Source organism: Gordonia jinhuaensis (assembly GCF_014639795.1).
GTDB classification, from domain to species: Bacteria; Actinomycetota; Actinomycetes; order Mycobacteriales; family Mycobacteriaceae; genus Gordonia_B; species Gordonia_B jinhuaensis.
Window position 1 is genome coordinate 72,632 of record NZ_BMGC01000010.1, and the last position, 25,702, is coordinate 98,333.

Below are 25,702 nucleotides of genomic sequence, written 5' to 3' on the forward strand. Positions count from 1 at the left end.
AATCTGAGAAGAGCATGAAAAACGTGGGAGGAGCACGCACGACAAGCCCACCAGCCTGAGCCCACGCCGCCCGCGCACCTTCGGGCAGCCGCGATCGGGCTTTTGATAGTTTGCCCACATGGTCACCACCTCCGACTCGACACGGCCCGCGCGAGGTGGCGGACGACCGGATGTCACCTCACGCGACGACATCGAGCGTGCGGCCTTCCGCCTGTTCGGCGAACGAGGCTTCGCCGAGACGACCGTCGACGACATCGCCGCCGCCGTGGGAATAGGCAGGCGAACCTTCTTCCGCTATTTCGAGTCGAAGAACGACATCGCCTGGGGCCGATTCGACGACAGTCTCCAGTGGTTGCGGCAGCTGTTGCGCGACTCCGACCCCGCCCTGCCGCTGGCGGAGGTGATCCAGGCCGCGGTGGTCCGGTTCAACCGGGCACCCGACGACGCCGATCCACCTCACAGCCAGCGGATGGCGCTGATCCTCACCACCCCGGCGCTCCAGGCGCATTCGGCTCTGCGCTACGTCGCCTGGCGTGAGGTCATCGCCGACTATGTGGCCGAGCGGCGGAGTGAATCCCCCACCGACTTCGTGCCTCGCCTGATCGGACAGGTCACCCTCGCGCTGTCGTTGGCCGCATACGAGACGTGGCTGGACGGCCCCACCGATTCGTTGGAGAACCTGCTCGACGAGTCGATGGCCCAGCTACGCGCCTACCTGCAGCCGTGAACGACGCCGGCGCGCCCACCTGAGGTGGACGCGCCGGAAAGGGTGTCGGTGACGCCGCCCGGACTCGGGCGGCGCGGTGCTCAGTTCTGCGGAACCGCCGGGGCCACACCGGTGCGCTCGAACTCGTCGAGGATGTTGATGCGACGCTGATGGCGCTCTTCACCCGACCACGGCGTCTCGATGAAGGCGTCGACGATCTTGATCGCTTCCTCGGTGGTGTGCATACGCCCACCGATGCCCATCAGCTGAGCGTTGTTGTGCTGACGCGCCAGTTGCGCTGTCTCCACGCTCCAGGCAAGCGCGCAGCGTGCGCCCTTGACCTTGTTCGCGGCGATCTGCTCACCGTTGCCGCTCCCGCCCAGGACGATCCCGAGGCTTCCCGGATCACCGACGGTCTTGATCGCCGCGTCGATGCAGAAGGCGGGATAGTCGTCGGCAGGGTCGTAGGTATGCGCACCGCAGTCGATCACGTCGTGACCGGCCTCGCGCAGATGCTCGGCGATGGTGTTCTTCAATTCGAAACCGGCATGGTCGCCACCCAGATACACACGCATGGCACAAGTCTTGCAGGTCATCGCCCGTAGGTCGACGACCAGGGTGACCCGAAGTCCACGTATCGGCGATACCTGGCACTAGATTTGCCCTGTGCACCCCCACCACGATGACTCCGGGATGTCCGGCAACGCCCCACAACCGCCATATCCGGCACCGGCCTGGCAGCCGCCGGCACCCTGGGCCGCTCGCCCCCGCCTGCACCCGTGGGAGATCCCGCTTCTGGTGCTGACCATCCTCATCGGCGTGGTGGTCTACGGAGGCGTGATCGCACTGGTGGCGCTGGGAGAATGGAACTCCTATTTCTTGTTGCTGCTGGCCGCACCGGTTCTGGTGTACCTGCTGCGCGGGATGAACTACGCCTCCCCGCGCGTCAACGGGGTGCAGATGTCGCCCACGCAGTTCCCCGAGGGGTATCAGATCGTGGTGGACGCGGCTGCGCGCTATGGGCTGGAGTACGTCCCCGACGGATATGTGGTGCTGGGCAACGGCGTGATCAACGCCTTCGCCTCCGGTCACGGATTCCGTCGCTACGTGGTGATCAATTCTGATCTATTCGAGATCGGCGGTGCGGCACGCGATCCCGAGGCGCTGCGGTTCATCATCGGACATGAGGTGGGACATATCGCCGCCGGACACGTCTCCTACTGGCGTCAGCTGACCACTTCGGTGGGCACCACCATCCCGATACTAGGCCACGCGTTGTCGCGCGCCCAGGAATACAGCGCAGACAACCACGGGTACTACAACCAGCCGTCCGGATGCCCCGGCGCCATCGGCGTCCTGTCGGCCGGCAAGTACATGCTGCGCAACGTCGACTTCGACCAGTTCTGCGACCGCGCCTCGCAGGAGAAGGGCTTCTTCGTCTGGATGACCAACGCGCTGTCGACCCACCCGGTACTCACCTGGCGGGCGGCGGCGCTGCGCGACCGTAGCCGCGCCGGCCGCATGTTCTGGCGACCGGCCACCGTCAAGCGGGGAACCGGCAGCGGCAACACCGTGCCCGTTCCGACACCGCCCGGTCCACCGCACGCCTCGCCGACACCCGATCGCCAGTATCGGTGAACACGCGCCGACGCGGGCGGATCAGCGGGAGCGTCGAGTTGGGGGCGTCGGCGCGGGAGCGTCACTCTCAGTCGAAGGCCGGATCCTCGTGGCGGGAGCGCTTGAGCTCGAAGAAGTGCGGGTAGCTCGCCAGTTTCACCGCACCGTCCCAGACCACCCCGGCGGTCTCGCCGCGCGGGATCCGCGACAGCACCGGCCCGAAGAACGCCACACCGTTGATGTGGATCGTCGGGGTGCCCACATCGTCACCGACCTTGTCCATGCCCTCGTGGTGCGAGGCGCGGATCGCCGCGTCGTAGTCGGTGGAGTGGGCGGCCTCGGCGAGTTCTGCTGGCAAGCCGGCCTCGGCGAGAGCTGTGCTGATCACCGAGTCGAGGTCCTTGTTGCCATTGTTGTGCAGTTGCGTGCCCATCGCGGTGTACAGGTCGGGCACCACCGCGTCGCCCTGGCTGTCTGCGGCTGCGGCGATCACGCGCACCGGCTCCCAGGCACGTGCGAGCCCCTTGCGGTAGTCGTCGGGGACGTCCTTGCCCTCGTTGAGCACCGCGAGACTCATGATGTGGAAGTTCACGTCGATGTCGCGCACCTTCTCCACTTCCAAGATCCATCGCGAGGTGATCCAGCACCACGGGCACAGCGGGTCGAACCAGAAATCCACCCGATCTTTGTCCGACGCGGCGGCGGTGTTGTCGACGGATTGTGCCTGTGTGGTCACGGAAGTCGCCCTTCTGGAGTATCCGGTTGTCCGAGGTGCGTCGGTCGGGAGTCTCGACCGCGCTGTCGGTGTCGCTCACGTCCAGCCTTGCACAATCGGGCGACACCCACCGCCACCGCGTGACGCACCACCGACACGCTCTGGGCGCATCCCGCCGATGAGGTAGAAGTTGAAGGTCGAGAAAACCCCTGAAGCCGCGATTCCAACGAACCTCGAGAGGCACACGTGAGCGCACCCAATCTGACCCAGGACCAGGCTCGTGACCGCGCAGCGACGGTCACGGTCTCGTCCTATGACATCGATCTGGACCTGACCGACGGCTCCGGCGGCCCCGGGGAGAAGACCTTCGCCTCGACCACCACCGTGACCTTCACCGCCACGCCCGGCTCGTCGACGTTCATCGACATCGTCGCGGCGGGCGTGCGCTCGGCCGTACTCAACGGGACCGCACTCGATGTCTCCGACTATGACGAATCCACGGGTATCGAACTGCCCGATCTGGCCGAGACCAACGAGCTCACGGTGGTCGCCGACTGCGTCTACTCACACACCGGCGAGGGACTGCACCGCTTCGTCGATCCCAGCGACTCGCAGGTGTACCTGTACTCGCAGTTCGAGACAGCCGACGCCAAACGCATGTTCGCCTGCTTCGACCAACCCGATCTCAAGTCGACGTTCGACATCACCGTGACCGCGCCCGCCGGCTGGGAAGTGATCTCCAACGGCGCCGCGGAATCGGTGACCGACGCCGACAACGGTGCTCGCACACATCATTTCGCCACTACACCGCTGCTGAGCACCTACCTCGTCGCACTGATCGCCGGCCCCTACGCCAAGTGGACCGACGTCTACACCGACTCCTACGGCAGCATCGACCTGGGCATCTACTGCCGCGCGTCGTTGTCGGAGTTCATGGATCCCGAGCGGCTGTTCACCGAGACCAAGCAGGGCTTCGGTTTCTACCACGAGAAGTTCGGTATCCCTTACGCTTTCGGCAAATACGATCAGCTCTTCGTACCCGAGTTCAACGCCGGTGCTATGGAGAACGCCGGCGCGGTGACCTTCCTCGAGGACTACGTGTTCCGCTCGCGGGTCACGAAATACCTCTACGAACGCCGCGCCGAGACGATCCTCCACGAGATGGCGCACATGTGGTTCGGCGATCTGGTGACGATGCGCTGGTGGGATGACCTGTGGCTCAACGAATCCTTCGCGACCTTCGCCTCGGTGCTCTGCCAGACCGAGGCGACCGAGTACACGAATGCGTGGACCACATTCGCCAACGTCGAGAAGTCCTGGGCCTACCGTCAGGACCAGTTGCCCACCACCCATCCGGTGGCCGCCGAGATTCCCGACATCGCGGCGGTGGAGGTCAACTTCGACGGCATCACCTACGCCAAGGGCGCCTCGGTACTCAAGCAACTGGTCGCCTATGTGGGGCGCGACGAGTTCCTGGCCGGGTTGCGCGACTATTTCCAGGCGCACAAGTTCGACAATGCCGAGTTCTCCGATCTTCTTGCCGCACTGGAGAAGTCGTCGGGCCGCGATCTGTCGGACTGGGGTGCGCAGTGGCTCAAGACCACCGGCATCAATGTGATGCGACCGGATTTCGACGTCGACGCCGATGGCGTGATCACCCGATTCGAGATCGTCCAGGAAGGCGCCAAGCCCGGCAAGGGCGAAACGCGCGTACACCGTCTCGCAGTCGGCGTCTATGACGACGACAACGGGAAGCTCACCCGGGTCAAGCGGGTCGAGCTCGATGTCGAGGGTGAGCGCACCTCGGTCGACGAACTCATCGGCAGCCCGCGCGGCAAACTGATCCTGCTCAACGACGACGACCTGACCTACTGCTCGGCCCGGCTCGATCCCGACTCGCTGGCCACCGCGACGAGCCGAATCGGCGACATCACCGATTCGATGCCGCGCACGCTCGTGTGGTCGGCGACCTGGGAGATGACGCGTCAGGCCGAGATGCGTGCCCGCGACTTCGTCACGCTGGTCGGACAGGGCATCGCTGCGGAGACCGAAATCGGTGTGGTGCAGCGAGTTCTGTTGCAGGCCGCCACCGCGCTGGACTCCTACGCCGATCCCGAGTGGGCTGCGAGCACCGGGCGCCCGCAGCATTCGCGGCGTCTGCTCGAGCTCGCCCGGCAGGCTCCCGACGGTTCCGACCATCAGCTCGCATTCGTCAACGCATTGCTGGCGGGATTCCTGCTCGACGATCAGACGCAGATCTTCTCCGATCTGCTCGACGGCACCGATCCGGCCGACCATGATCTCGCCGGTCTGGTGATCGACACCGACCTGCGGTGGCGCATCGTGAACGCTCTGGCCGCCGCCGGCGCGATCGACACCGAGAGCGATACGACACCGGTCATCGATGCCGAGGCCGCCCGCGACAACACCGCAGCGGGCGCCCGTCAGGCCGGTGCGGCCCGCGCCGCACGGCCCTTGGCATCGGCCAAGGAGGACGCGTGGCAGCTCGCGGTGGTCGACGACTCGGTGCCCAACATCACCGCTCGCGCGATCATCAGCGGATTCGTTCAGCCGGGTCAGGACGAGCTGCTGGCCCCGTATGTGGACCGCTACTTCGATGCGGTGCCCGATGTGTGGGCGCGGCGCAGCAGTGAGGTCGCACAGACCGTGGTGGTCGGGCTCTACCCGAGTTGGGCGATCGACGCCGACACGCTGGCCAAGGCCGACGAATTCCTCGCCGGTGAGCGTCCCCCGGCCTTGCGCCGACTGATCGCCGAGGGTCGCGACGGCGTGGCCCGTTCACTGAGGGCACGCGAATTCGACGCACGCTGAATACGGCCCCGAGACGCGCAAACCCCCACCAGCACAGGCTGGTGGGGGTTTGTTCGTCGTCAGTCGCTCATCGGCATCGAGCGATCAGCACACTCAGATAGGTGCGACCGCCGAGGTGATGACGCGGATCGCGGCGATGACGCCGTCGATGAGCTGATTTGCCTTGAAGCTCGCGATCGCCGCGGTGATGCCCAGGCCGCAGACGCGATCGTTCACCCGGTCGGCGACATGTGCGCCGGAGACCACGGCCACCTCGCGGGTGTTCGGCGAGACCGCGATGAGCACCGCATGCTCGTGTTCGGGAACCGAAGGCAAAATCGCCCCGGCGCCGGCCACGGCATCGTCGCCCAGTTCGCCGATGTAGACCGAGAACCGCACGAGCGCGCGCTCGGTGCCGTCGGTCAAGGCGTCGTCGAGAGCCACCAGCTCGTCGCGGGTGAACGGCGGCGTCGTCGGGGTCGAGCCGGGAAAACGAGCTGCCGAGATCCGCCCCGAGGAGGTGACAACCGCACCCACAGGCAGATCGTCAGAGCTGATGGACGCGTGTTCGACCTCACCACTTGCCACTTGCGGACCCTCCGATCGCGTCGTCATGCTCGTGCTCCGGTCCGGCGACGGGCTCGATATCCGTTGCGCTGAACAGCTGTGGATTGTGCTTCCACTCCTTGTCCAGCGTGTACGGCTCGACCTTCCCGCACTTCGTGCCGGAGGTGAACAGCATCGAGACGACGACCATCGCCACCACCACGAGCGTTCCGATCACCACCACGAGCCCAAGAACGGTAATTGCATCGTCCATTGCTCACCCTTCAACTACACGTTGTCGTGGAGAAAAATCTAGCCCACGTGATCCCACCGAGCCCATCCACCCCACTCATTGTGCGCGTGTCGATGCTCACGCCGCATCCACATCGATATACCTCGACCACGCCGGGTCGATCTCCTTGATCGTTGCGAGCAGTCGCCAGTGCCGCCCCTTCGGCGGTGTCAACGGCGTCCGCAACGTCCAGCCGAGTTCACTGAGCAGGCGATCTGCCTTCTTGTGGTTACAACTGCCACAGCATGCGACGCAGTTGTCCCAGCTGTGGGTGCCACCTCGGCTGCGCGGGATGACGTGATCGATGGTGTTGGCGCGGCTGCCGCAGTAGCCGCACCGGAATCGGTCACGATGCATCAGGGCCGCGCGGGTCATCGGGATCACCGCACGGTAGGGCACCCGGACGTAGTGGCGCAGTCGGATCACCGACGGGATGGGGATGGCCACCCCCGCCGAGTGCACAGCGGCCGCCGACGGGTCGGCATGGACCACATCAGCCCGGTCGCGCAGCACCAGCACGATGGCACGCCGGATGGAGATCGCGGTGAGGGGCTCGTAGGTGGCATTGAGCAGCAGCACCCGATGTTTGCCCCACAGCGACGAGCCCGATGTCGCGGGCACCGGCGCGGCGGCGAGTGTCGCCGCGGCGACCGGGTGATCGGCCGCGGCGTGACCGAATGCGCCAGGACCCGAATCGGACAGTCCGGACTGTCTGTGCCCGTCGGCATGCGTGATCACGGCGGCCCCGGTGGGCCGGATCTTCGGTGCGGCCGACGATCGTTGCACGTCACGGGCCCGCTGCGTCCTGGATCGCGTCATCGATTCCTCCCGATGCAGACGGACACCAGTTGACCACGGAAACGTGTCGAATGCACTCGGAAAATGCCGAACCGACAAGTCGATTGTGTGAACACTCGTCAGCCCTTCGGCCCCTCGGACACGCCGCGACAGCGACACCCGCGCCCGCCGGAGGACAATAGGAGACGTGAGCGACACACACGACACCGCGACCGGTTCTCCGCGACCGGAGTCCGCCGGCACGACGCCCCAGACGTTCTACGACTCCGTCGGCGGTGAGCAGACGTTCGTCGATCTCGTCCACCGCTTCTATCAGGAGGTGGCCGCCGACGAGATCCTGCGCCCGATGTACCCCGAGGAGGATCTGGGTCCGGCCGAACGCCGCCTGCGCATGTTCCTGGAGCAGTACTGGGGCGGGCCCCGCACCTACTCCGAGGAGCGAGGCCACCCCCGGTTGCGGATGCGCCATCACCAGTTCCACATCGGTCCGATCGAACGCGATGCGTGGCTGCGGTGCATGCACACCGCGATCGCGTCGATCGATGCGACTCGGCTCGACGACGAACACCGCGAGATGCTGACCCGTTACGTCGAGATGGCGGCCGATTCGCTGGTCAACGCACCCTTCTGAGCACCGATCCGGTTACTGATGGCTCCTGACCACTGATGGCTTCTGACCACTGATGGCTGGGGCCCGACACGTTCCTCACCCTCGTGAGGAGTCGACCTCCACCGAGGACGGATGACAATCACGATGACGACAACCCCGATGACCGCAACTCAGATGACCGCGTGGACGGTCACCACACCCGGCCCGATCCACGGCAGCGGCCCGAACGGCGATTCGCCGCTGGCGCGTGTCGACAAGCCGGTCCCCTCACCCGGCGCCGGCGAGGTGCTCATCGAGGTTTCCGCATGCGGGGTGTGCCGTACCGACCTGCACGTCTGCGAAGGCGATCTACCCGTCCACCGGGCCCACGTCACACCCGGCCATGAGGTGGTCGGGGCGGTGGTCGCCTGCGGTGAGGGCGTCGACATCGCGCTGGGGACGCGGGTGGGTGTCGCGTGGCTGCGCCACACCTGCGGAGTCTGCCGCTACTGCCTGCGCGGCGACGAGAACCTCTGCCCGTCGTCGCGCTACACCGGCTGGGATGCCGACGGCGGCTACGCCGAGTACACGGTGGCGCCCGCCGACTACGTCTACGTCTACGTCCTTCCCGAGGGCTTCACCGACGACATGGCACCGCTGCTGTGCGCAGGCATCATCGGCTACCGCTCGCTCAAGCGCGCCGAACTCCCGCCGCAGGGCCGGCTCGGTCTGTACGGTTTCGGCGGCAGCGCCCACCTGTGCGCCCAGGTCGCGCTGGCCGCCGGCGCCGAGGTTCACGTGTTCACCCGTGGCGACGACGCGCGCCGGCTCGCCCGCGATCTCGGCGCCGCCTCGGTGAACGGCGCCTACGACCCCTCCCCGGTGCCGTTGGACTCGGCGATTCTCTTCGCACCGGCAGGCGATCTCGTACCGGTGTGCATGACCGCGCTGGATCGGGGCGGGACGTTGGCCATCGCGGGCATCCACCTCAGCGACATCCCGTCGCTGAACTATCAGGACCACCTGTTCCAGGAACGCCAGATCCGCAGCGTCACCGCCAACACCCGCGCCGACGGACGCGAATTCCTGGAGCTTGCCGTGCGGGAGAGGATCTCGGTGACCTCCCACCACTACCCACTGGCACGTGCCGATGCGGCGTTGCGCGATCTGTCCGATGGGGTCTTCGACGGTGCCGCGGTTCTCTACACCTGACCGGCGAACGCACCCCGACCCTGGCGCGCCCTGGCCCGCGGGTATGACTCCCCACCCGCCATCCGGCACAATGTCGGTGGTGAGTGAGTCCTACGAAGACCGCACCGTCACCGAATCGGCATCCGCGGAGTCTCCCGCCTCGGTGGCACCGGACCAGTGGTGGAAGGACGCCGTCTTCTACCAGATCTACCCACGATCGTTCTCCGATGCCTCGGGTGACGGGGTCGGCGACATCGACGGGATCATCGACCGCCTGGGGTATCTCGAACTCCTCGGGATCGATGCTCTCTGGCTGTCACCGGTGATGCGGTCACCGATGGCCGATCACGGTTATGACGTGTCCGATCCCCGCGATGTCGACCCGCTGTTCGGCGGCATCGACGCACTCGACCGTCTCATCGGCCAGACGCATTCACGCGGGATCAAGGTCACGATGGACCTCGTCCCCAACCACACCAGCGACCAGCACCCCTGGTTCGTCGAAGCGCTGGCGTCGGCGCCGGGGAGCCCCGCCCGCGAGCGCTACATCTTCCGCGATGGCAAGGGACCCGATGGCGACGAACCGCCGAACAACTGGCCGAGCATCTTCGGCGGACCTGCGTGGAAGCGCGTCACCGAGGCCGACGGCAGTCCCGGCCAGTGGTATCTGCACATCTTCGCACCCGAACAGCCCGACCTGAACTGGGACAACCCCGAGGTGTTCGACGACCTGGAGAAGACCCTGCGCTTCTGGCTCGAACGCGGCGTGGACGGCTTCCGCATCGACGTGGCACACGGGATGGAAAAGCCCGCAGACCTCCCCGACATGGACATCTCCGGGGTCACGCTGCTGGAGAATTCCGATGACGACCCCCGGTTCAACAATCCCGGCGTTCACGAGATCCACCGCAAGATCCGCGCGGTGATGGACGATTACCCCGATGCGATGACCGTCGGCGAGCTCTGGGTCGACGACAACGACCGGTTCGCCGAGTACATCCGTCCCGACGAGTTGCATCTGGGCTTCAACTTCCGCCTGGTGAAGACTGCCTTCGATGCCGAGGCCATCGAGACCGCCATCACCGAATCGCTGGCCGCGGTGGCGAACGTCGGCGGCACACCCACGTGGACGCTGTCCAACCACGATGTCGACCGCGAGGTCACCCGCTACTCCGAGGAGCCCGGCGATGCCGACCCGACGACTGCGGCGAACCGACTGGGGCTGGCCCGTGCTCGCGCGATGATCTTGGTGGAACTGGCGTTGCCGGGCGTCGCGTTCATCTACAACGGTGCCGAACTCGGTCTGCCCAACGTCGACCTTCCCGACGAGGCACTTCAGGATCCCACCTGGGAACGGTCCGGTCACACCGAACGCGGCCGCGACGGATGCCGCGTGCCGCTGCCCTGGGAGGGCGAGGCACCGCCGTTCGAGTTCAGTACCAACCCGCACACCTGGCTCCCGATCCCGGCCGTGTGGGAATCCATCACCGCAGAGAAGCAGCTCGAAGATCTCGACTCGACCTTCTCGCTGTATCGGGCGGCCATCGAGATGCGTAAGACGCGAACCGAATTCGCCGGCGACAAAGTGGAATGGTACGGCGCGCCCGAAGGATGTCTGGCCTTTCGACGCGACGTGGGCAAGCTGGTCTGCGCACTCAACACCACCGACGCACCGGTACCGCTGCCACCGGGTGAGGTGATCTTGTCCAGCACACCGCTCACCGAGGACGGTCAGCTACCCGCCAACAGTGCTGCCTGGCTGGTCTGACTCCGCTGCCGGGCTTCGTGACTGCCGGTCGTCGAATGAGTCCGATCGGGATCTGGGTGAGCTCCTCGCGCAGCGCGGTCAGACGACGTCGAGGCTCAGGCCCGCGGTCCGTCGGAAGAACACCGAGCCGTACCGCGCGTCGATACGGCCCCAGCTTCCGGCAACCCGCACCCGCACCGGCTCGTCCTCGCCGACCAGCTGCAGGTCACTGACCTCGGTCACCTCACCGCCACCGGTGTCGCGGACGAATCCCATTGCCGCGAGCGCGAACAACGCACGCATCGGTATCTCCACGACCTCGCCGGCGGAGGCCTCGTCATGCACCGAGAGCACAGGCTGGTCGAGCAGTGCCGCGGCAGGACCGTGCCCGCTGTTCTCCTCACGTGCCAGCACCGCACCCTCGCGCGCCAATCGCAGCACCGTGCGCGCCGGCAGATCATCGACATGGGTGAAGGTGCCCGTACCCGTCCCACCGCGCGGCGGCAGCGCGCCCGGCCAGGCGCTGTCGAACGGGAAGCCCGGGTCGACCTGTGCGGAGTGCAGTTGCTGAGCCGACCGCACCGCGTCGGCGAGCGTCGCCGAGTCACATACGAGATCGTCGACGTCGAGGCGCGCGGCGATCACCCGCGAGACGAGGACATCGAAACCTGTTGTCCCCCAGAGTTCTACGTGATCGACGTCACGTCGACGCAACCGCGTCACCGCATTGTCGGCGATCCGCAGGGTGCGGGAGACAAAGGCCAGCGCATCCGCGCGGTCGCGGGCGTCGGGGATCACGAACCCCGCCGCGCCGATCACCGGCGTCGCCCGTCCGGATCCGCCCGGGAATCACTCACGACGCGTCGGTCCGTAGGAACAGCCGAAGGTAGTCCTTCTCGGCATCGGTGAGCCGGCGCAGACGCTGGCTGTCGATGTCGAAGGCCACCAGCTGCGTCGAGGCCACGACCGCGGGTTTGGCGGCCGGATCGCCGCCGCGCGGGCGAACCTCGTAACCCACGGTGAAGTCCACCGCGCGGATCCGCTGGACGAACATCGTGACCACGATCGGCCCTTCGTCGTGGCGGATCTGGCCCTGGTACTTCACATGCAGGTCGGCCACCACACATCCGTTGCGCAGTCCGACGGTGGGCCGCTCGTCGTAGAACAGCCACGGGATACGCGCCTCCTCCAGAAGGGTGACCATGCGTGCGTGGTTGATGTGGGCGAACACATCCATATCCGACCACCGGACCGGAACCCGCACCACGAATCCGGCATCGGTGACCTCGCCGCTTTCGGAGATCACCTGGAGTGACTCGTCGGCATGTGCCGCACCGGCCCCCTTGGATTTCCCATCGTGTGATGCCACGCCGTTCGACACAGTCGCACTCTCCTGTTCCATGACGCGACACCGCATCCGCGGTGTCGCCCGATATCGACGTCCGAGGGCCGGTCCCGACTCCGGCGACCTCAGGCCGGGGACGCCCCGATGCGCTATAACCGCACCATGCTCCGCAGCTGTCGCACCGCCACCGACAGCGTCGCGAGGTCGTAGGTTCCGGCCTCCTCGATGGCGGCGAGCATCGACTCCGCACGGGTGAGCCGGGCGGCCTGATGTGCCTTCCACTCCGAGATCTTGTCCGCTGCAGGTTCACCGAGTTCGGAGTTCTCGATCACCTCCAGGCACAGGCTGCGGGTGAGCCCCTGCAGATCGTCTCGGAGGGCGAGCCGAGCGAGCGAATGCCACCGATCCCCGCGCGGCAGGTCCGAGATCGCCAACAACAGCCGCTCGATACCGAAATCGTCGAGGATGGCGAAATACAGTGCGGCGACCTCGTCCTCGGGACGGTCGGAGATCTCGGCGACGTCGACGATGTCGAGCAGACAGAATCTGTTGAGCGACATCGCGACAGTGGCCGCGACGGTCACCGGTACGCCGCCGTCGACGTAGCTGTCGGTGAGCCGGGTCACCTCGGCTGCCGAGGACGGCCCCAACCAGTCGGGCAACGACGCCGACATCCGCGCGATGCTCGCACCGTAGCGCGTGATCTCGGCGGCGATCGCGATCGGTTGAGGACGATTGGCCAGCACCCATCTGGAGGCGCGGAACAGCAGCCGCCGCACGAATGTGGTCATTTCGTCGATCGCGTCGATACCCACCGTCGGGTCGTCGATGAGCGCATCGACGCGACCCATCACCTCGGCCAGCCCGAACACCTCGCTGACCACGACGAATGCGCGGGCTGCGTCGGCACCGGTGGTGCCGGTCGCCTCGGAGAGGCGGAAGACGTGGGTGATCCCGGCGCGGTCGACCACGTCGTTGACCAGTCCGGTCGCCACGATCTGCCTGCGCAGCGGGTGTGCGGCGATGCCGTCGGCGAATCGCTCGCGCAGTTGGGGCGGGAAGTAGTCGACCAATCGCGGCACGAACACATCGCTGTCGGGTAGGTCACCGGCCAGCAGATCCGATTTCAGCAACAGCTTCACATGCGCCATGACGGTGGCCAGTTCGGGTGAGGTGAGCCCGACCCGTCCGGTCTGCTGACCCCGCCGTGCCAGTCCAGACGCGGACGGGAGTGCTTCGAGCTCCAGATCGACTCCACGCGCTGACAATTCGTCGAGCAGACGCTGATAGACGAGTTCGGTGGCGGCGGCCGACTCCCGCGCGACTCCGAGTTCGGTGTTCTGCGAGACGTTGTCGGCCAAGACCAGCTCGCCGACCTCATCGGTCATCGATTCCAGCAGCGGCACCCTCGACTCGAGGGCGAGGTTGCCCGCGGACACCTGTCCGTCGAGCAAGATCTTGATGTTCACCTCGTGGTCGGAGCAGTCCACCCCGGCCGAGTTGTCGAGTGCATCGGTGTTGATGCGACCACCGCTCAGGTCGAACTCGACCCGCCCAACCTCGGTGACACCGAGATTGCCACCCTCCCCGATCACCCTGGCGCGCACCGTGGATGCGTTCACGCGGATCGAGTCATTGGCCTTGTCGCCGACGTGCTCATCGGATTCATCCGAGGCTTTGATGTAGGTGCCGATTCCACCGTTCCACAGCAGATCCACCGGCGCGGTGAGAATCGCGCGGATCAGCTCCGGCGGCGACAGCTCGGCGGTCTCCTCGGCGATTCCGAGCGCTGCACGCATCTGCGGGCTCACCGGGATCGACTTGCGCTCGCGCGACCAGACACCACCGCCGTCGCTGATCAACTCGGTCGAGTAGTCCGCCCACGACGACCGGGGCAGCTCGAAGAGTCTGCGCCGCTCGGTATACGAGGTCGCCGCATCCGGAGTGGGATCGACGAACACGTGGCGATGGTCGAATGCGGCGATCAGCCTGATGTGCGGCGAGCACAGCATGCCGTTGCCGAACACATCGCCGCTCATGTCCCCGATCCCGGCCACCGTGAAATCGGTGGTGCCGATGTCGATGCCGAGTTCGCGGAAGTGGCGTTTCACCGACTCCCATGCACCGCGGGCGGTGATACCCATGGCCTTGTGGTCGTAGCCGGCCGAACCGCCGGATGCGAATGCGTCATGCAGCCAGAACGAATGGTGTTGCGCCACATCGTTGGCGATGTCGGGGAAGCTCGCGGTCCCCTTGTCCGCGGCAACCACGAGGTAGGTGTCGTCCTCGTCGCGACGGACGATGCCCCGCGCCGGGAGAACCTCACCGGTGGTGGTGTCGAGGTTGTCGGTGAGTGCGAGCAGTGCGGCGATGAACTCGCGATAACAGGCGACACCGGAGGCGCGCACGGCAGACGGGTCAGCGTCGGCGCGTGGAGGCTCTTTCACCACGAAACCGCCCTTGGCACCCATCGGGACGATCACCGCGTTCTTGACCGCCTGGGCTTTCACCAATCCGAGGACCTCGGTGCGGTAGTCGTCGCGCCGATCCGACCAACGCAGGCCGCCGCGGGCCACCGCGCCGAAGCGCAGGTGGACGCCTTCGACCCGCGGGGAGTACACGAAGATCTCGTGTAGCGGCCGCGGCTCGGGCACCAGCGCGATCTCACGGGGACGCAGCTTGAATGCCAGTGCGCTCGGCGGCGCCGTGGGGTCGTCGGCCCACGCGCGGCCCTCACTCATCTCGTGGGTGTAGAAGTTGGTCCGCGAGGTGGCTTCGATCGCCGCGGCGAAGGCCGACACCACCCGGTCGGCGTCGAGGCTCAGGATCTCACCGATCAGGCCGCGCAGATCCTCCATCGCCTTCGCGCGCCGATCGGCATCGGCACGGGCTGGGTCGAATGACGCCGCGAACACCTCGACGAGCGCGCGGGTGACCTCGACGTGCGCACCCAGCACGGTCGCGACATGCTGTGTGCTGTAGGCGAATCCGCATAGTCGCAAATAGCGGGCGTAGCCGCGCAGCATGACGACCTCTCGCCATCCCAGCCCGGCCTTGACCACCAGCTCGTTGAACCTGTCGACCTCGCTGTCACCGTCCCAGATTCGGGTGAACGCCTCGGTGAACCGCTCGCTCAGCGAGTCCGCAGCCGCCGGGTAGCTTTCGACTCCCGGTGCCACTCGGATGCCGAATTCGTAGATCCAACACGGCTTTCCGTCCGATCGGGTCAGTGCGAACGGTCGCTCGTCGAGGACCTCGACGCCGAGACTCTGCAGGACGGGCAGCACATCGGTGAGACTCGCGGTGCGATCGCAGAGATACAGGTCCAGCCGCCACTGGGCGGTGTCGGTGGAATCGGGATGTGGATGCCCGACAGACAGGCCACCCGGCGCCAGCGAGTCGAGCGTCGCGAGATCCGACAGCGCCTGCTCGGGGTGGCGCACGTCGCGGTACTCGTCGGAGGCGGTCGCGACCAGATACGCCACCGCGTCGGCCGACGGCGGATTCGGGGCGGCCGCAGCCGCCTCATAGAGCAGATCTCCCCACGACCGCGATGCCGCAGCGAGCCTGCTCTGCAGCCGACGTGCGAGGTCACCGCCGTCGGCGAATGAGCCCAGCTCTCCGATACGCTCCTTCGGGACCGACATCGTCACGTACAGCAGGGCATGCGCGGCATCGCTCACCCGAGCGGTGTACTCCAGATCGTGGCCGCCGAGCTCGTCGAGCAGCAGATCCTGCATCCGGGTGCGCAACGCGGTGGTGTATCGATCACCGGGCAGATACACCAGTGCCGTGACCACCTCTGCCGCCGCGTCGGCTCCGAGGAACAGTCTCAGGTCGCGGGTCGGCGCCGCCTCGATCACCGACATCAGACGACCCGCCAGCACCGCCGGCGACGCGTGAATCGTCTCGGTGCGCGGATACCCTTGGGCGAGTTCGATCATCGCGTGCCCGGTGTAGGAGTCCGGCGACACGCCCGCCACGTGCAGAGCCTCGCGCACCCGCGCACCGAGGATCGGAATGCCCAGGACGTTCTCGTGCAGCGCGGTGGACGTCATGGTGCCCAGGAACAGCTGCTCGGCGACCAGCACACCGTCAGAACCGAATTCGGGAACACAGATGAGCACGGGATAGCGGGTCCGCAGGATCAGTGTGGGCAGGTGTATCCGACGAAATGTCGGGATTCGGCTGGCCTCATGACCATCGGGCACGGCATCGAAGGCGCGGGCGGTGTCGGGGTGCCGCCACAGTCCCAATCCCTCCGACAGGCCCAAGCCCTCCGATACGTCCAAGCCCTCCGACAGGCTCCCGCCAACCTCGCGACGCACCGCACCCAGGAACAGGAAGTGTGCGTCGCGCAGCCAGGTCAGGAACTCGACCCAGTCCTCGTCGATCCCCTGCTGGTGATCGATCGCCGGGGAGTCCGGGGTATTCGTCCGCACCAGCCGGTCGGTGACGGTGCGCAGCCGGTCGACCAGTCTCGGTGCGTCGTCATGGATGTCATCGATCGTCGAGACCACACCACGGATGGCGTCGGCGAGGTCGGCCTCCGACGGCGCATCGACACCCGCCTGGCCCTCGATGCTGATCCACGATTCAGCGGCGCATGCGGAGTCGGCGGACGGCTCGACGTCGCCGCCGACGTCGACGATCGTTCCTGCGGAGTCGCGACATACCATCACCACCGGGTGCTGGACGACGCGCACGGCGATCCCGGCGCGGCGCACCGCGCCCGTGACGCCCTCCACCAGCTGAGGCATATCCGCCGTGGCGACGGCGACCACGACGCGGCCGTAACCGACGGCGTCGACGTCGACGACCACGTCGCCGGGCGACCGCACGGCCACCACCTCGGCGAACCGCTCGATGCGCCGTCTGGCGAGGGTGCTCTGCATCGGCGCGCCCTGACCGGCTGCGGGATCGACGGATTCCGAACTGGTCGGCGCACCATCGAAAACCGCGGCCACGCGGGCGAGCACAGCGTCGGGCCCCGACAGCGCGCCCGCGCTCACGGACTCGCCGTTGTCCCTGCCGCCGCGCGCGTCGGCAGCGGAGTCGCGATCACTCGTCGAGCGTGTCACCTGCTGAACACCCCTTCGGGCATGATGAGCAAACCTGTTGTGGCACCGCCGATCCGGGGCCCGGCCAGGCATCGCGCCGGGCCCCGGATCGGTCAGTCGCGCGTGAGCTTGCGGTGTGTCACCGAATGCGGGCGCGCCGCGTCGGCCCCGAGTCGCTCGACCTTGTTGGCCTCGTATGCCTCGAAGTTGCCCTCGAACCAGAACCACTGTCCCTCGGCGACGTTGCCCTCCCACGCGAGGATGTGGGTACAGGTGCGGTCGAGGAACCAGCGGTCGTGCGAGATCACCACGGCGCAGCCGGGGAACTTCTCCAGCGCGTTCTCCAGCGATCCGAGGGTCTCGACGTCGAGGTCGTTGGTCGGCTCGTCGAGCAGGATCAGGTTTCCGCCCTCTTTGAGCGTCAGCGCGAGGTTGAGTCGGTTGCGCTCACCACCGGAGAGCACCTCGGCGCGCTTCTGCTGGTCGGGCCCCTTGAAGCCAAATGCGCTGACGTAAGCGCGCGAGGGCATCTCGTTCTGGCCGACCTCGATGTAGTCGTTGCCGTCGGAGACCACCTCCCAGACGTTCTTCTTGGGGTCGATGTTGGCGCGGTTCTGGTCGACGTAGCTCAGCTTGACCGTCTCACCCACCTTGACCGTCCCCGAATCGGGCTCTTCCAGGCCGACGATCGTCTTGAACAGCGTCGTCTTGCCCACACCGTTGGGGCCGATCACACCGACGATGCCGTTGCGCGGCAGCGTGAAGGACAGATCCTTGATGAGGACGCGGCCGTCGAACCCCTTGTCGAGATTCTTGACCTCCACCACCACATCACCCAGACGCGGCGGCGTGGGGATCTGGATCTCCTCGAAGTCGAGCTTGCGCGTCTTCTCTGCCTCCGACGCCATCTCCTCGTAGCGCTGCAGGCGGGCCTTGTTCTTGGTCTGGCGGGCCTTGGCCCCCGACCGGACCCACGCGAGTTCTTCCTTGAGTCGCTTCTGCAGCTTCTGGTCCTTCTTGCCGGCGACCTCGAGACGCTCGGCCTTCTTCTCCAGATAGGTGGAGTAGTTGCCCTCGTAGGGGTGCAGCTTGCCGCGGTCGACCTCACAGATCCAGCCCGCGACGTGATCGAGGAAGTACCTGTCGTGTGTCACGGCGAGCACAGCGCCGGGATAGGTCGAGAGGAACTGTTCGAGCCAAAGCACGCTCTCGGCGTCGAGGTGGTTGGTCGGCTCGTCGAGGAGCAGCAGGTCCGGCTTGGACAGCAGCAGCTTGCACAACGCCACGCGACGACGCTCACCGCCGGACAGTGTGGTCACCGGCGACTCGGGCGGCGGACAGCGCAGGGCGTCCATCGCCTGCTCGAGCTGCGAGTCGAGGTCCCACGCGTCGGCGTGGTCGAGCTCCTCTTGGAGTTTGCCCATCTCCTCCATGAGTTCGTCGGAGTAGTCGGTGGCGAGCAGTTCGGCGATCTCGTTGAAGCGGTCGAGCTTCTCCTTGATCTCGCCCATGCCCTCTTCGACGTTCTGACGAACCGTCTTCTCCTCGTTGAGCGGTGGCTCCTGCAGGAGGATGCCGACGGTCGCATCGGGGTCGAGGAAGGCCTCGCCGTTGGACGGCTGGTCGAGTCCGGCCATGATCTTGAGGATCGACGACTTACCTGCGCCGTTGGGACCCACGACGCCGATCTTGGCGCCCGGGTAGAACGACATGGTGACGTCATCGAGGATGACCTTGTCGCCGTGTGCCTTGCGGACCTTTTTCATCGTGTAGATGAATTCGCTCACGTCTTGCCTCTCGCGTGGACGTCTGACGGTTCGTTTCCGGTCGGCACACCGTCCCGCGACGGGTGCGCAACCACTGTGTCCACAGTAGTCAGCTCGCACCCTCCCGGTCAGCAAGCCCTGGGTGGCCGGCACGCGGGTCGGCGTGCCGGCGATGGCCCCGGGCCGGGCTACCGATCCTCAGGCGGCTCGCCCGTGCGAATCGGAGTCCGGTGCCTCGTGCCCGTCGGTCACCGCATCGGCGTCGATCGCACCTGTCGTGCGCGCCTCGTAGTCACGCGTGGAGATCACCTGACCGACGACACATCTGCTCAGATCCAGCCCGACTGCTGTTGCGGTCATCTCCAGATCTGACCGTGCCTGACCGTCGGATCCGACGTACTCCCTGGTCTTGATGTGCCCGTGCACGATGACCGGGCGGCCGCGCTGCACGGCCTCGCCGACGCCGGTCACCAATCGTCCCCAGCAACTCACGGTCAGATACAGCGCCTCGCCCGCCTGCCACTCCCCACTGGCGCGGTCGCGACGGCGGGAGGTGACCCCGACACGGAAGGAGATGACCTCCCCGCCCGCACTGGTGACCCGCCTGCGCGGGTCGGACACGACATTGCCGATCACCGTCACATACGTCTCGAACATGGCTCAACTCCCCGTGGTGAGGCCCGGTGCGGGCCGATTCGATGGCCGGGATCCGCGAACGCGCTGTGTTGCGCAGCTCGGTCACGATCGGGTCCCGCACCCAGACTCACCGACGCCACCGATGCCGAAACGGCACTGGAGCACTCGCTGTGGATGGATCGCAGATCGTGGACAAGCCGGTCCATCGCCACACGGCCGCGATCATCGACCCGGCGGGCGGATATACTCACTCGCGCCCGAGTCACGGCCCGGGCACGCCTCCGTAGCTCAGGTGGATAGAGCAAGGGCCTTCTAATCCCTAGGTCGCAGGTTCGAATCCTGCCGGGGGCACTGTGACATCCCTGCCGGCCTCCGGCCGGTTGTTGACATCTCTCCCGGCCTCCGGCCGGTTGTTGCGACATCCTGCCGGCCTCCGGCCGGTGGGTAGCCGAGTAGGTCGGACCAGTCGTTCCGGATGTCCAGGTACATCCGAGCGGGTCGCCGCGACAACTGCGGTTGACCAGCCTCAGACGTCCCTGGCACCGGCCGTTCCGCGCCAGCGGCCGAGCAGCCGCAGGACGTGGTAGATCAGCAGCGCGGCGATCGCGCCGAGTGCGATGCCGCCGAAGCTGACATCACCGATGGCCCAGGTGAAGTCGGCGATGGCGATGATCAGCGGAATCGCGGCGGTGAACTGATTGATCGGTTTGGAGAAATCCACCCGATTGGTCACCCAGATGTGCACGCCGATGATCGCGACAAGTCCGTACAGCGCAGTCGTGATGCCGCCCAGAACCCCCGAGGGCACCGATGCGATCACCGCGCCGACCTTCGGACACAGCCCCAGCAGCACCGCACATGCTGCCGCCACCCAGTACGCGGCTGTCGAGTACACCTTGGTCGCCGCCATCACACCGACGTTCTCGGCGTAGGTGGTGGTCGCCGACCCGCCACCGGAACCGGCGATCATCGTCGAAAGGCCATCGGCGAACAGCGCTCTGCCCACCCGGGCGTCGTAGTCACGCCCGGTCATCATCGCCACGGATTTCACGTGTCCGATGTTCTCGACCAGCAGTACGAGCACCACCGGCAAAAAGGTGGGGATCACACCCCAGTGAAACGACGGCGACTCGAAGTCAGGTAGTCCGAACCACGCGGCCGAGCCGATCTGATCCGTGTCGACCTCGCCTCGGGCCAGCGCGATCAGATAGCCCACCACCACCGAGACGAAGATCGCCAGCCGGCCGAGCAGTCCTCGGAACAAGGCGATCGAGGCGATCAGCAACACCAGCACGATGGCCGCGGTGACCGGCTGCTTCTCGAAATTGTTCTTGGCCGCAGGCGCGAGATTCAGACCGATCAGCGCCACGATCGTCCCGGTGACGATCGGCGGCATCACCACGTCGATCCATCGGATACCCGAGAAGTGCACGATCACACCGATGATCGCCAGAAGTGCACCCACCACCACGATCCCGCCGAGCGCTGACGAGCGACCGTGGGAGGCTGTCGCGGCGATGACCGGCGCGATGATCGCGAAACTCGAACCGAGGTAGCTCGGCAGACGGTTTCCGGTGATGACGAGGAACAGCGCCGTTCCGATTCCCGAGAAGAACAGCGTGGTCGCCGGCGGGAAGCCGGTGAGCACGGGGACGAGAAAGGTCGACCCGAACATCGCGACCACATGCTGCAGACCGATGGTGATGGTCTTGGGCCACGACAGCCGTTGGTCGGGGGCGATCACCTCGCCGTCGTCGACGCGCGACCACCCCCACGTCCGGGTCGATGTCTTCACATCTGATTCCCTCGGCTCGTCTGCCACGTGACACAGTGTGCGACACCGGGGTCCGCCGCATCGAACGTACCCGGACAATCACCGCGACACGCCCGTGCAGCGGTGACGCGAATGCCCGTCAGCTCGGCGTATCTCCCACAGCGACGGGTCGATGGTCGTCGGCCGACCACTGCGACCACGAGCCGGGAAACAGTGCCGCCGAGGTGCCGGCCTGCGTCAGCGCGGCGACCTCATGTGCGGCGGTCACACCCGACCCGCAGTAGACGACGACCGTGGAGCCGGGGGTGACACCGATGTCGGCGAAGCGTCGGCGCAACTGGTCGGCGCTTCGGAATCTGCCTGTGTCGTCCACATTCGCCGCTGTCGGCGCGCTCACCGCACCCGGGATGTGGCCGGCCCTGCGATCCACCGGCTCGATCTCGCCTCGGTAGCGCTCGGGTGCTCGCGCGTCGAGCACCACCGTGTCAGATCCCGCCGCGGCGCGGGCGGTGGCGTCGATGTCTGCGACGGGAAGATGTCCTGGACTGAGCTGGGCGGTCCCGTCGGTCGCGGCCGCCTCATCGCCGGTGGCCACCGGATAGCCGGCCTGTGTCCACGCATTCAGCCCACCGTCGAGGATTCTCACGTCATCCAGCCCCGCCCAGCGCAGCAGCCACCATGCGCGCGCCGCCGACTGCGAGGCATTGTCGTCGTAGACCACCACCGGTGTGTCGGCATCGATCCCCCACCGCCGAACAGAATCCTGCAGCGCCCCGATTTCGGGCAGCGGATGACGTCCGCGCTCCTCGGTCGCCGGCGCCGCCAGCTCTGTGTCGAGGTCGACGTAGATCGCGCCGGGGATGTGCGCGGCGCGATAGTGCTCGAGCCCGTTGTCGTCGCCCAGCTTCCAGCGCACGTCCAGAAGCGTCGGCACATTCCCCTGATCCAGTTCCGCCTTCACAGCGGCAGCGTCGACGATGACGGTACTCATATCGTGTTCCCTTCTCTACCAATGCACTTCATGCAACAACAGGGGCCGGGATCACGATCGGCTCGCGACCGACGACGACGACGACGACGACAAGGCTGGCGCGTCTGGATCGTCGGTACGAACATCTATCGCCGCGGCATCGAGCGTGGACAGGTCGACCACCGACGACAACTGCACCTCACCGGGCGCTGACCCCTCGACAACCAAACGCCGCACGGCATTCTGTATCGTCCGGTTCACCGGCGTATCGACACCAACCTGCTTACCCAGCAGCACGATCTCGCCGTTCAGATAGTCGGTCTCCACACTCCCGGCGCCCCGCTGAAGGCTCTGCCAGGTCGAGCGGGCGCGGGCATGCCCGGGTATGTCGCCCACCGCGAATTGCGTTGTGTCCAGCTGTGATTCCGCGGCATTGTCGGCTACCGAGAGACCGGCCGCGGCGAACACCTGTCTCGCCTCGCGCCGCAGCGCCTCCTCGACGAGTTGTCTGGTCGCGGCGTCAGCGGCGAATACGTCCACCGCATTTCCCAGATTCGACAACAACTTCGAGCGCTTCCAGCGCCCGATGTCGTCGACCACCTGCGAAGGGAACCGGGCCGAGGCGAGATCCGCGGCGATCGCGCGCACCGTGTCATCCGTGCCACCCGGATACCGACCGATCCAGACCAGTCCGGCCTGGTCGACACCGTGAACCGTGGTGACGCCCGGGTCCTGATAACGCGCCGGCGTCCAGATGGACGCACCGACCACCTGCGTGAAGTACCGCGAGGCGCCACGTTCGGTGTCCAGACCGTTCTGCAGCGTGACCAGTGGAAGCGTGGTGGTCACCGACTCACCCGAGTCCACAACGATCCGCGACCAGTCCGCCAGCGTCGCCTCGGCCTGGTGTGCCTTCACCGTCAGCATCAGCACGTCGTCGGCATGCAGTTCGATGTCTTCTGGTCCAGAAGCCACCGCGACCCTGACATCCCTGGCGTCACCGGGACGCAGGTAGCGCAGTGGTCGGGTGGTCAGTGCACGCAGTTGCGCTCCCCTGGCCACGAGGACCGAGTCGATCCCGGCCAACGTGAATTCCGCGGCCAGCGCAGTTCCCACCGCACCGGCGCCGATCACCACATATCTCGTCATCGGTTCTGCCCTTTCACTGCACCCTCATCCCACTGCGGATGCACTCGGTACCGGCGTACTGCTCACCGACGCCGACGTGCCCGCCAACGCTGTCGTGAGCGGCGCGGCCAGTTCATCCGACCACAGATCTGCCACGTCCACCTTCGACGGTAATGCCTTGATCTCCAGGAAGGAGTCGGCGACCTTCTGCTGACTGTCGATCACCGTCTGCGTCGGTGGCTCGATTCCGGTCGGTCGCTGCGCTTCCTGCAGCTGGACCTGCTTGAGCGCGCTGGCGACCGGTTGTTTGGTGGCAGCGGCGAACTTGTCGGCGTACGCCTGCTCGTGTCCGGCGCGCACGTAGCGCCACGCCTTGTCGATCCGCGCGAGCAGGTCGACCACTGCCGCCTTCTTGCTCGCATTCGACAGCAGTGACGTGGTCACCGACCACGGGAAGTTGCCGGAGAGGATCTTCTCCCCCGAGCCGATGGTCCGCGCACCGTTCTGATGGGCTTGGATGATCGTGTTGCCGTAGCTGGCGAACGCGTCGATCGAACCTCCGTTGAGTGCGGCGAGGCCGTCATTGGGGAGCAGTGGGCGGGGCTGAATGTCCTTCCACGACAACCCGCTTTCCTTGAGCAACTCGTTGAGAAAGTACGCGGCGGTGGTGTTCTTGACGTAGCCGACCTTCTTGCCCTTCAGCCCGGCGATCGAGGTGATCGGCGAGTTCTTTGTGACCACCACTTCCTGGAACAGAGTCGACCCGGTTTGCACGGCGACCTGCTTGAATTTCACCGTTCCACCGGCAGCGGCGAACACCGGGGGTATCTCCGAGGACTGCGCGACGTCGAGCGCGCTCGACTGCAGAGCCTGCAACTGCTGGTCACCACCGGAGAACACCGGCCATTCCAGTGTGTACGGGGTGTTGTCGAGTCCCGCGACCTCCAGCGCGGCCTTCGTCTGCGCCCAGCCGGTCTGACCCACCTTGAGCGACACCGACGAGATGTCGGCCGACGCGTCCGTTGCGCCACCGCCGGACGACGAATCCCCCGACGACGAGCAGCCGGCAGCGACCAGGACTGCACTCGTCGCGACGGCGAGTGCCGCCACCCGGGTGCTCAGGGCGCGCCGTCGGGCACCGGGACGAACTGATGACGACATGGTGGTACTCCGTTTCGTGATGAGCGTGTGAGAAAGGACGTGCGAAAGGTGAGCAGTGGTGACGAGTCGAGGGCCGTGCGCTCAGTGGGTGGATTCGAGAGCGCCCAACGAAGCGAGGATGTCTCGGCGGACCGCGAGGAACTCCGGTGTCGAGATGTCGCGCGGGCGTGGCAGATTCAGCTCGACCTCGTGGGCGATCCGTCCGGAATCCATCACGAGGATGCGGTCAGCCAACACCAGCGCCTCCTCCACATCGTGGGTCACCAGGAGCACCGCACATCCGTGTGAGCGCCACAGATCGGCGACCAGCCGCTGCGCGGTGACGCGGGTGAGTGCGTCGAGAGCACCGAAGGGCTCGTCGAGCAGCAGCAGATCGGGTTCGCGAACCAGCGCGCGTGCCAACGACACTCGCTGCGCCTGCCCCCCAGAGAGAGTCTTGGGCCAGACATCCGCCGAATCGGCCAGCCCCACCTCGGCGAGGTACCGCTGCGCGAGTGCGCGATCTGCGCGTCCCGGAAGCCCCAGAACGACGTTGCGCCACACCTTCTTCCAGGGCATCAGCCTCGGTGCCTGGAATCCGACCGCCCGACGGCGTGGAACCGTCACCTCTCCGTCGATGGCGTCGTCGAGACCGGCGAGGATGCGCAGGAGCGTGCTCTTGCCGCACCCGCTCTTGCCCAACAGCACCACGAATTCTCCGTCGGCGATGGTGAGATCGAGATCGGAGATCACCGACTTGTCGTCGAAGTGCTTGCTGAGGTGACGGATTCGCACCGCGACGGACGGTTCGGCAGCTCCCGCCGCGGCAGTGTCAGCGCGTCCCTCGCCGGTGGCGACGTGTGTGGTCATG

Annotated in this window: 21 protein-coding genes and 1 tRNA gene; 7 read left to right on the forward strand and 15 right to left on the reverse strand. The window is 66.4% G+C overall.

Features of this window, described 5'->3' with window-relative positions; genetic code table 11:
• Window positions 1-118: 118 nt before the first annotated feature.
• Window positions 119-727, forward strand: coding sequence for a mycofactocin system transcriptional regulator (gene mftR, locus IEW22_RS09210; protein ID WP_188586317.1), 609 nt, complete (start codon window positions 119-121; stop codon window positions 725-727).
• An 80-nt stretch (window positions 728-807) separates the two neighbouring features.
• Here the strand turns inward: mftR and IEW22_RS09215 are convergent, their stop codons facing one another.
• Window positions 808-1,281 (reverse strand): ribose-5-phosphate isomerase, encoded by a 474-nt coding sequence (locus IEW22_RS09215; RefSeq protein ID WP_188586318.1) that lies wholly within the window; start codon window positions 1,279-1,281, stop codon window positions 808-810.
• A 118-nt stretch (window positions 1,282-1,399) separates the two neighbouring features.
• On the opposite strand from IEW22_RS09215, the gene IEW22_RS09220 reads away from it, so the two are divergent.
• The gene (locus IEW22_RS09220; protein WP_188586372.1) at window positions 1,400-2,344 is read left to right on the forward strand and encodes a M48 family metallopeptidase; all 945 of its coding nucleotides are present in this window, start codon (window positions 1,400-1,402) and stop codon (window positions 2,342-2,344) included.
• A gap of 67 nt (window positions 2,345-2,411) precedes the next feature.
• On the opposite strand, the gene IEW22_RS09225 is transcribed toward IEW22_RS09220, so the two are convergent.
• Window positions 2,412-3,059, reverse strand: a complete 648-nt coding sequence (locus tag IEW22_RS09225) for a mycothiol-dependent nitroreductase Rv2466c family protein (protein WP_229742336.1) — start codon at window positions 3,057-3,059, stop codon at window positions 2,412-2,414.
• A 225-nt stretch (window positions 3,060-3,284) separates the two neighbouring features.
• On the opposite strand from IEW22_RS09225, the gene pepN reads away from it, so the two are divergent.
• Window positions 3,285-5,870 carry an aminopeptidase N gene (pepN, locus tag IEW22_RS09230; protein ID WP_188586319.1) on the forward strand — a complete coding sequence of 862 codons (2,586 nt, stop codon included), beginning with the start codon at window positions 3,285-3,287 and terminating at the stop codon, window positions 5,868-5,870.
• Between the two features lie 93 nt (window positions 5,871-5,963).
• Here the strand turns inward: pepN and IEW22_RS09235 are convergent, their stop codons facing one another.
• The 3 genes from IEW22_RS09235 to IEW22_RS09245 all read right to left on the reverse strand — a co-directional run bounded on the left by IEW22_RS09235 (window position 5,964) and on the right by IEW22_RS09245 (window position 7,389).
• Window positions 5,964-6,437 carry a DUF5130 family protein gene (locus tag IEW22_RS09235; protein ID WP_229742338.1) on the reverse strand — a complete coding sequence of 158 codons (474 nt, stop codon included), beginning with the start codon at window positions 6,435-6,437 and terminating at the stop codon, window positions 5,964-5,966.
• Window positions 6,424-6,669: an aa3-type cytochrome oxidase subunit CtaJ gene (gene ctaJ / locus IEW22_RS09240; protein WP_188586321.1), complete on the reverse strand. Its 246-nt coding sequence runs from the start codon at window positions 6,667-6,669 to the stop codon at window positions 6,424-6,426. Before ctaJ ends, IEW22_RS09235 begins: the two co-directional genes overlap by 14 nt.
• 96 nt (window positions 6,670-6,765) lie before the next feature.
• Window positions 6,766-7,389 (reverse strand): HNH endonuclease, encoded by a 624-nt coding sequence (locus IEW22_RS09245; RefSeq protein ID WP_188586374.1) that lies wholly within the window; start codon window positions 7,387-7,389, stop codon window positions 6,766-6,768.
• Window positions 7,390-7,672: 283 nt separating this feature from the next.
• On the opposite strand from IEW22_RS09245, the gene IEW22_RS09250 reads away from it, so the two are divergent.
• From IEW22_RS09250 to IEW22_RS09260, 3 genes are all read left to right on the forward strand, one after another.
• Entirely contained in the window at window positions 7,673-8,116 is a 444-nt protein-coding gene (locus IEW22_RS09250) for a globin (RefSeq protein ID WP_188586322.1), read from the forward strand.
• Window positions 8,117-8,254: 138 nt separating this feature from the next.
• Complete coding sequence (locus IEW22_RS09255; protein WP_188586375.1) at window positions 8,255-9,286, forward strand: zinc-binding alcohol dehydrogenase family protein; 1,032 nt, start codon at window positions 8,255-8,257, stop codon at window positions 9,284-9,286.
• Complete coding sequence (locus tag IEW22_RS09260) at window positions 9,249-11,033, forward strand: glycoside hydrolase family 13 protein (protein WP_373284159.1); 1,785 nt, start codon at window positions 9,249-9,251, stop codon at window positions 11,031-11,033. Before IEW22_RS09255 ends, IEW22_RS09260 begins: the two co-directional genes overlap by 38 nt.
• Window positions 11,034-11,111: 78 nt before the next feature.
• Here the strand turns inward: IEW22_RS09260 and IEW22_RS09265 are convergent, their stop codons facing one another.
• The 5 genes from IEW22_RS09265 to ssb form a co-directional block, all read right to left on the reverse strand.
• On the reverse strand, window positions 11,112-11,831 hold the full coding sequence (locus IEW22_RS09265; protein WP_229742339.1) for a hypothetical protein: 720 nt from the start codon (window positions 11,829-11,831) through the stop codon (window positions 11,112-11,114).
• 34 nt (window positions 11,832-11,865) lie between these two features.
• On the reverse strand, window positions 11,866-12,318 hold the full coding sequence (locus tag IEW22_RS09270) for an acyl-CoA thioesterase (RefSeq protein ID WP_229742364.1): 453 nt from the start codon (window positions 12,316-12,318) through the stop codon (window positions 11,866-11,868).
• A 188-nt stretch (window positions 12,319-12,506) separates the two neighbouring features.
• Window positions 12,507-17,438, reverse strand: a complete 4,932-nt coding sequence (locus tag IEW22_RS09275; protein ID WP_188586325.1) for an NAD-glutamate dehydrogenase — start codon at window positions 17,436-17,438, stop codon at window positions 12,507-12,509.
• A 92-nt stretch (window positions 17,439-17,530) separates the two neighbouring features.
• Window positions 17,531-19,204: an energy-dependent translational throttle protein EttA gene (gene ettA / locus IEW22_RS09280; protein WP_188586326.1), complete on the reverse strand. Its 1,674-nt coding sequence runs from the start codon at window positions 19,202-19,204 to the stop codon at window positions 17,531-17,533.
• A 177-nt stretch (window positions 19,205-19,381) separates the two neighbouring features.
• Window positions 19,382-19,840 carry a single-stranded DNA-binding protein gene (gene ssb, locus IEW22_RS09285; protein ID WP_188586327.1) on the reverse strand — a complete coding sequence of 153 codons (459 nt, stop codon included), beginning with the start codon at window positions 19,838-19,840 and terminating at the stop codon, window positions 19,382-19,384.
• A gap of 256 nt (window positions 19,841-20,096) precedes the next feature.
• Between ssb and IEW22_RS09290 the strand changes: the two genes are divergently transcribed.
• Window positions 20,097-20,170, forward strand: a tRNA-Arg gene (locus IEW22_RS09290).
• Window positions 20,171-20,345: 175 nt separating this feature from the next.
• On the opposite strand, the gene IEW22_RS09295 is transcribed toward IEW22_RS09290, so the two are convergent.
• The 5 genes from IEW22_RS09295 to IEW22_RS09310 all read right to left on the reverse strand — a co-directional run bounded on the left by IEW22_RS09295 (window position 20,346) and on the right by IEW22_RS09310 (window position 25,701).
• Complete coding sequence (locus IEW22_RS09295) at window positions 20,346-21,614, reverse strand: uracil-xanthine permease family protein (protein ID WP_188586328.1); 1,269 nt, start codon at window positions 21,612-21,614, stop codon at window positions 20,346-20,348.
• A gap of 118 nt (window positions 21,615-21,732) precedes the next feature.
• Window positions 21,733-22,584, reverse strand: coding sequence for a sulfurtransferase (locus IEW22_RS20045; RefSeq protein WP_229742341.1), 852 nt, complete (start codon window positions 22,582-22,584; stop codon window positions 21,733-21,735).
• Window positions 22,585-22,635: 51 nt separating this feature from the next.
• Window positions 22,636-23,712 (reverse strand): ketopantoate reductase family protein, encoded by a 1,077-nt coding sequence (locus IEW22_RS20050; protein ID WP_229742343.1) that lies wholly within the window; start codon window positions 23,710-23,712, stop codon window positions 22,636-22,638.
• 24 nt (window positions 23,713-23,736) lie between these two features.
• Entirely contained in the window at window positions 23,737-24,852 is a 1,116-nt protein-coding gene (locus tag IEW22_RS09305) for an ABC transporter substrate-binding protein (protein ID WP_229742345.1), read from the reverse strand.
• A gap of 81 nt (window positions 24,853-24,933) precedes the next feature.
• A complete protein-coding gene (locus tag IEW22_RS09310) occupies window positions 24,934-25,701 on the reverse strand; it encodes an ABC transporter ATP-binding protein (RefSeq protein WP_188586329.1) in 768 nt (255 codons plus the stop codon).
• Window position 25,702 lies beyond the last annotated feature (1 nt).

Excerpts from the sequence above, each read along its gene's own strand:
- IEW22_RS20045 (WP_229742341.1), bottom strand. The coding sequence starts at position 22,584 with ATGAGTACCGTCATCGTCGACGCTGCCGCTGTGAAGGCGGAACTGGAT.
- ssb (WP_188586327.1), bottom strand. The coding sequence starts at position 19,840 with ATGTTCGAGACGTATGTGACGGTGATCGGCAATGTCGTGTCCGACCCG.
- ctaJ (WP_188586321.1), bottom strand. The coding sequence starts at position 6,669 with ATGGACGATGCAATTACCGTTCTTGGGCTCGTGGTGGTGATCGGAACG.
- IEW22_RS09305 (WP_229742345.1), bottom strand. The coding sequence starts at position 24,852 with ATGTCGTCATCAGTTCGTCCCGGTGCCCGACGGCGCGCCCTGAGCACC.
- IEW22_RS20050 (WP_229742343.1), bottom strand. The coding sequence starts at position 23,712 with ATGACGAGATATGTGGTGATCGGCGCCGGTGCGGTGGGAACTGCGCTG.
- IEW22_RS09220 (WP_188586372.1), top strand. The coding sequence starts at position 1,400 with ATGTCCGGCAACGCCCCACAACCGCCATATCCGGCACCGGCCTGGCAG.
- IEW22_RS09255 (WP_188586375.1), top strand. The coding sequence starts at position 8,255 with ATGACCGCAACTCAGATGACCGCGTGGACGGTCACCACACCCGGCCCG.
- IEW22_RS09260 (WP_373284159.1), top strand. The coding sequence starts at position 9,249 with ATGGGGTCTTCGACGGTGCCGCGGTTCTCTACACCTGACCGGCGAACG.
- IEW22_RS09215 (WP_188586318.1), bottom strand. The coding sequence starts at position 1,281 with ATGCGTGTGTATCTGGGTGGCGACCATGCCGGTTTCGAATTGAAGAAC.
- mftR (WP_188586317.1), top strand. The coding sequence starts at position 119 with ATGGTCACCACCTCCGACTCGACACGGCCCGCGCGAGGTGGCGGACGA.
- IEW22_RS09310 (WP_188586329.1), bottom strand. The coding sequence starts at position 25,701 with ATGACCACACACGTCGCCACCGGCGAGGGACGCGCTGACACTGCCGCG.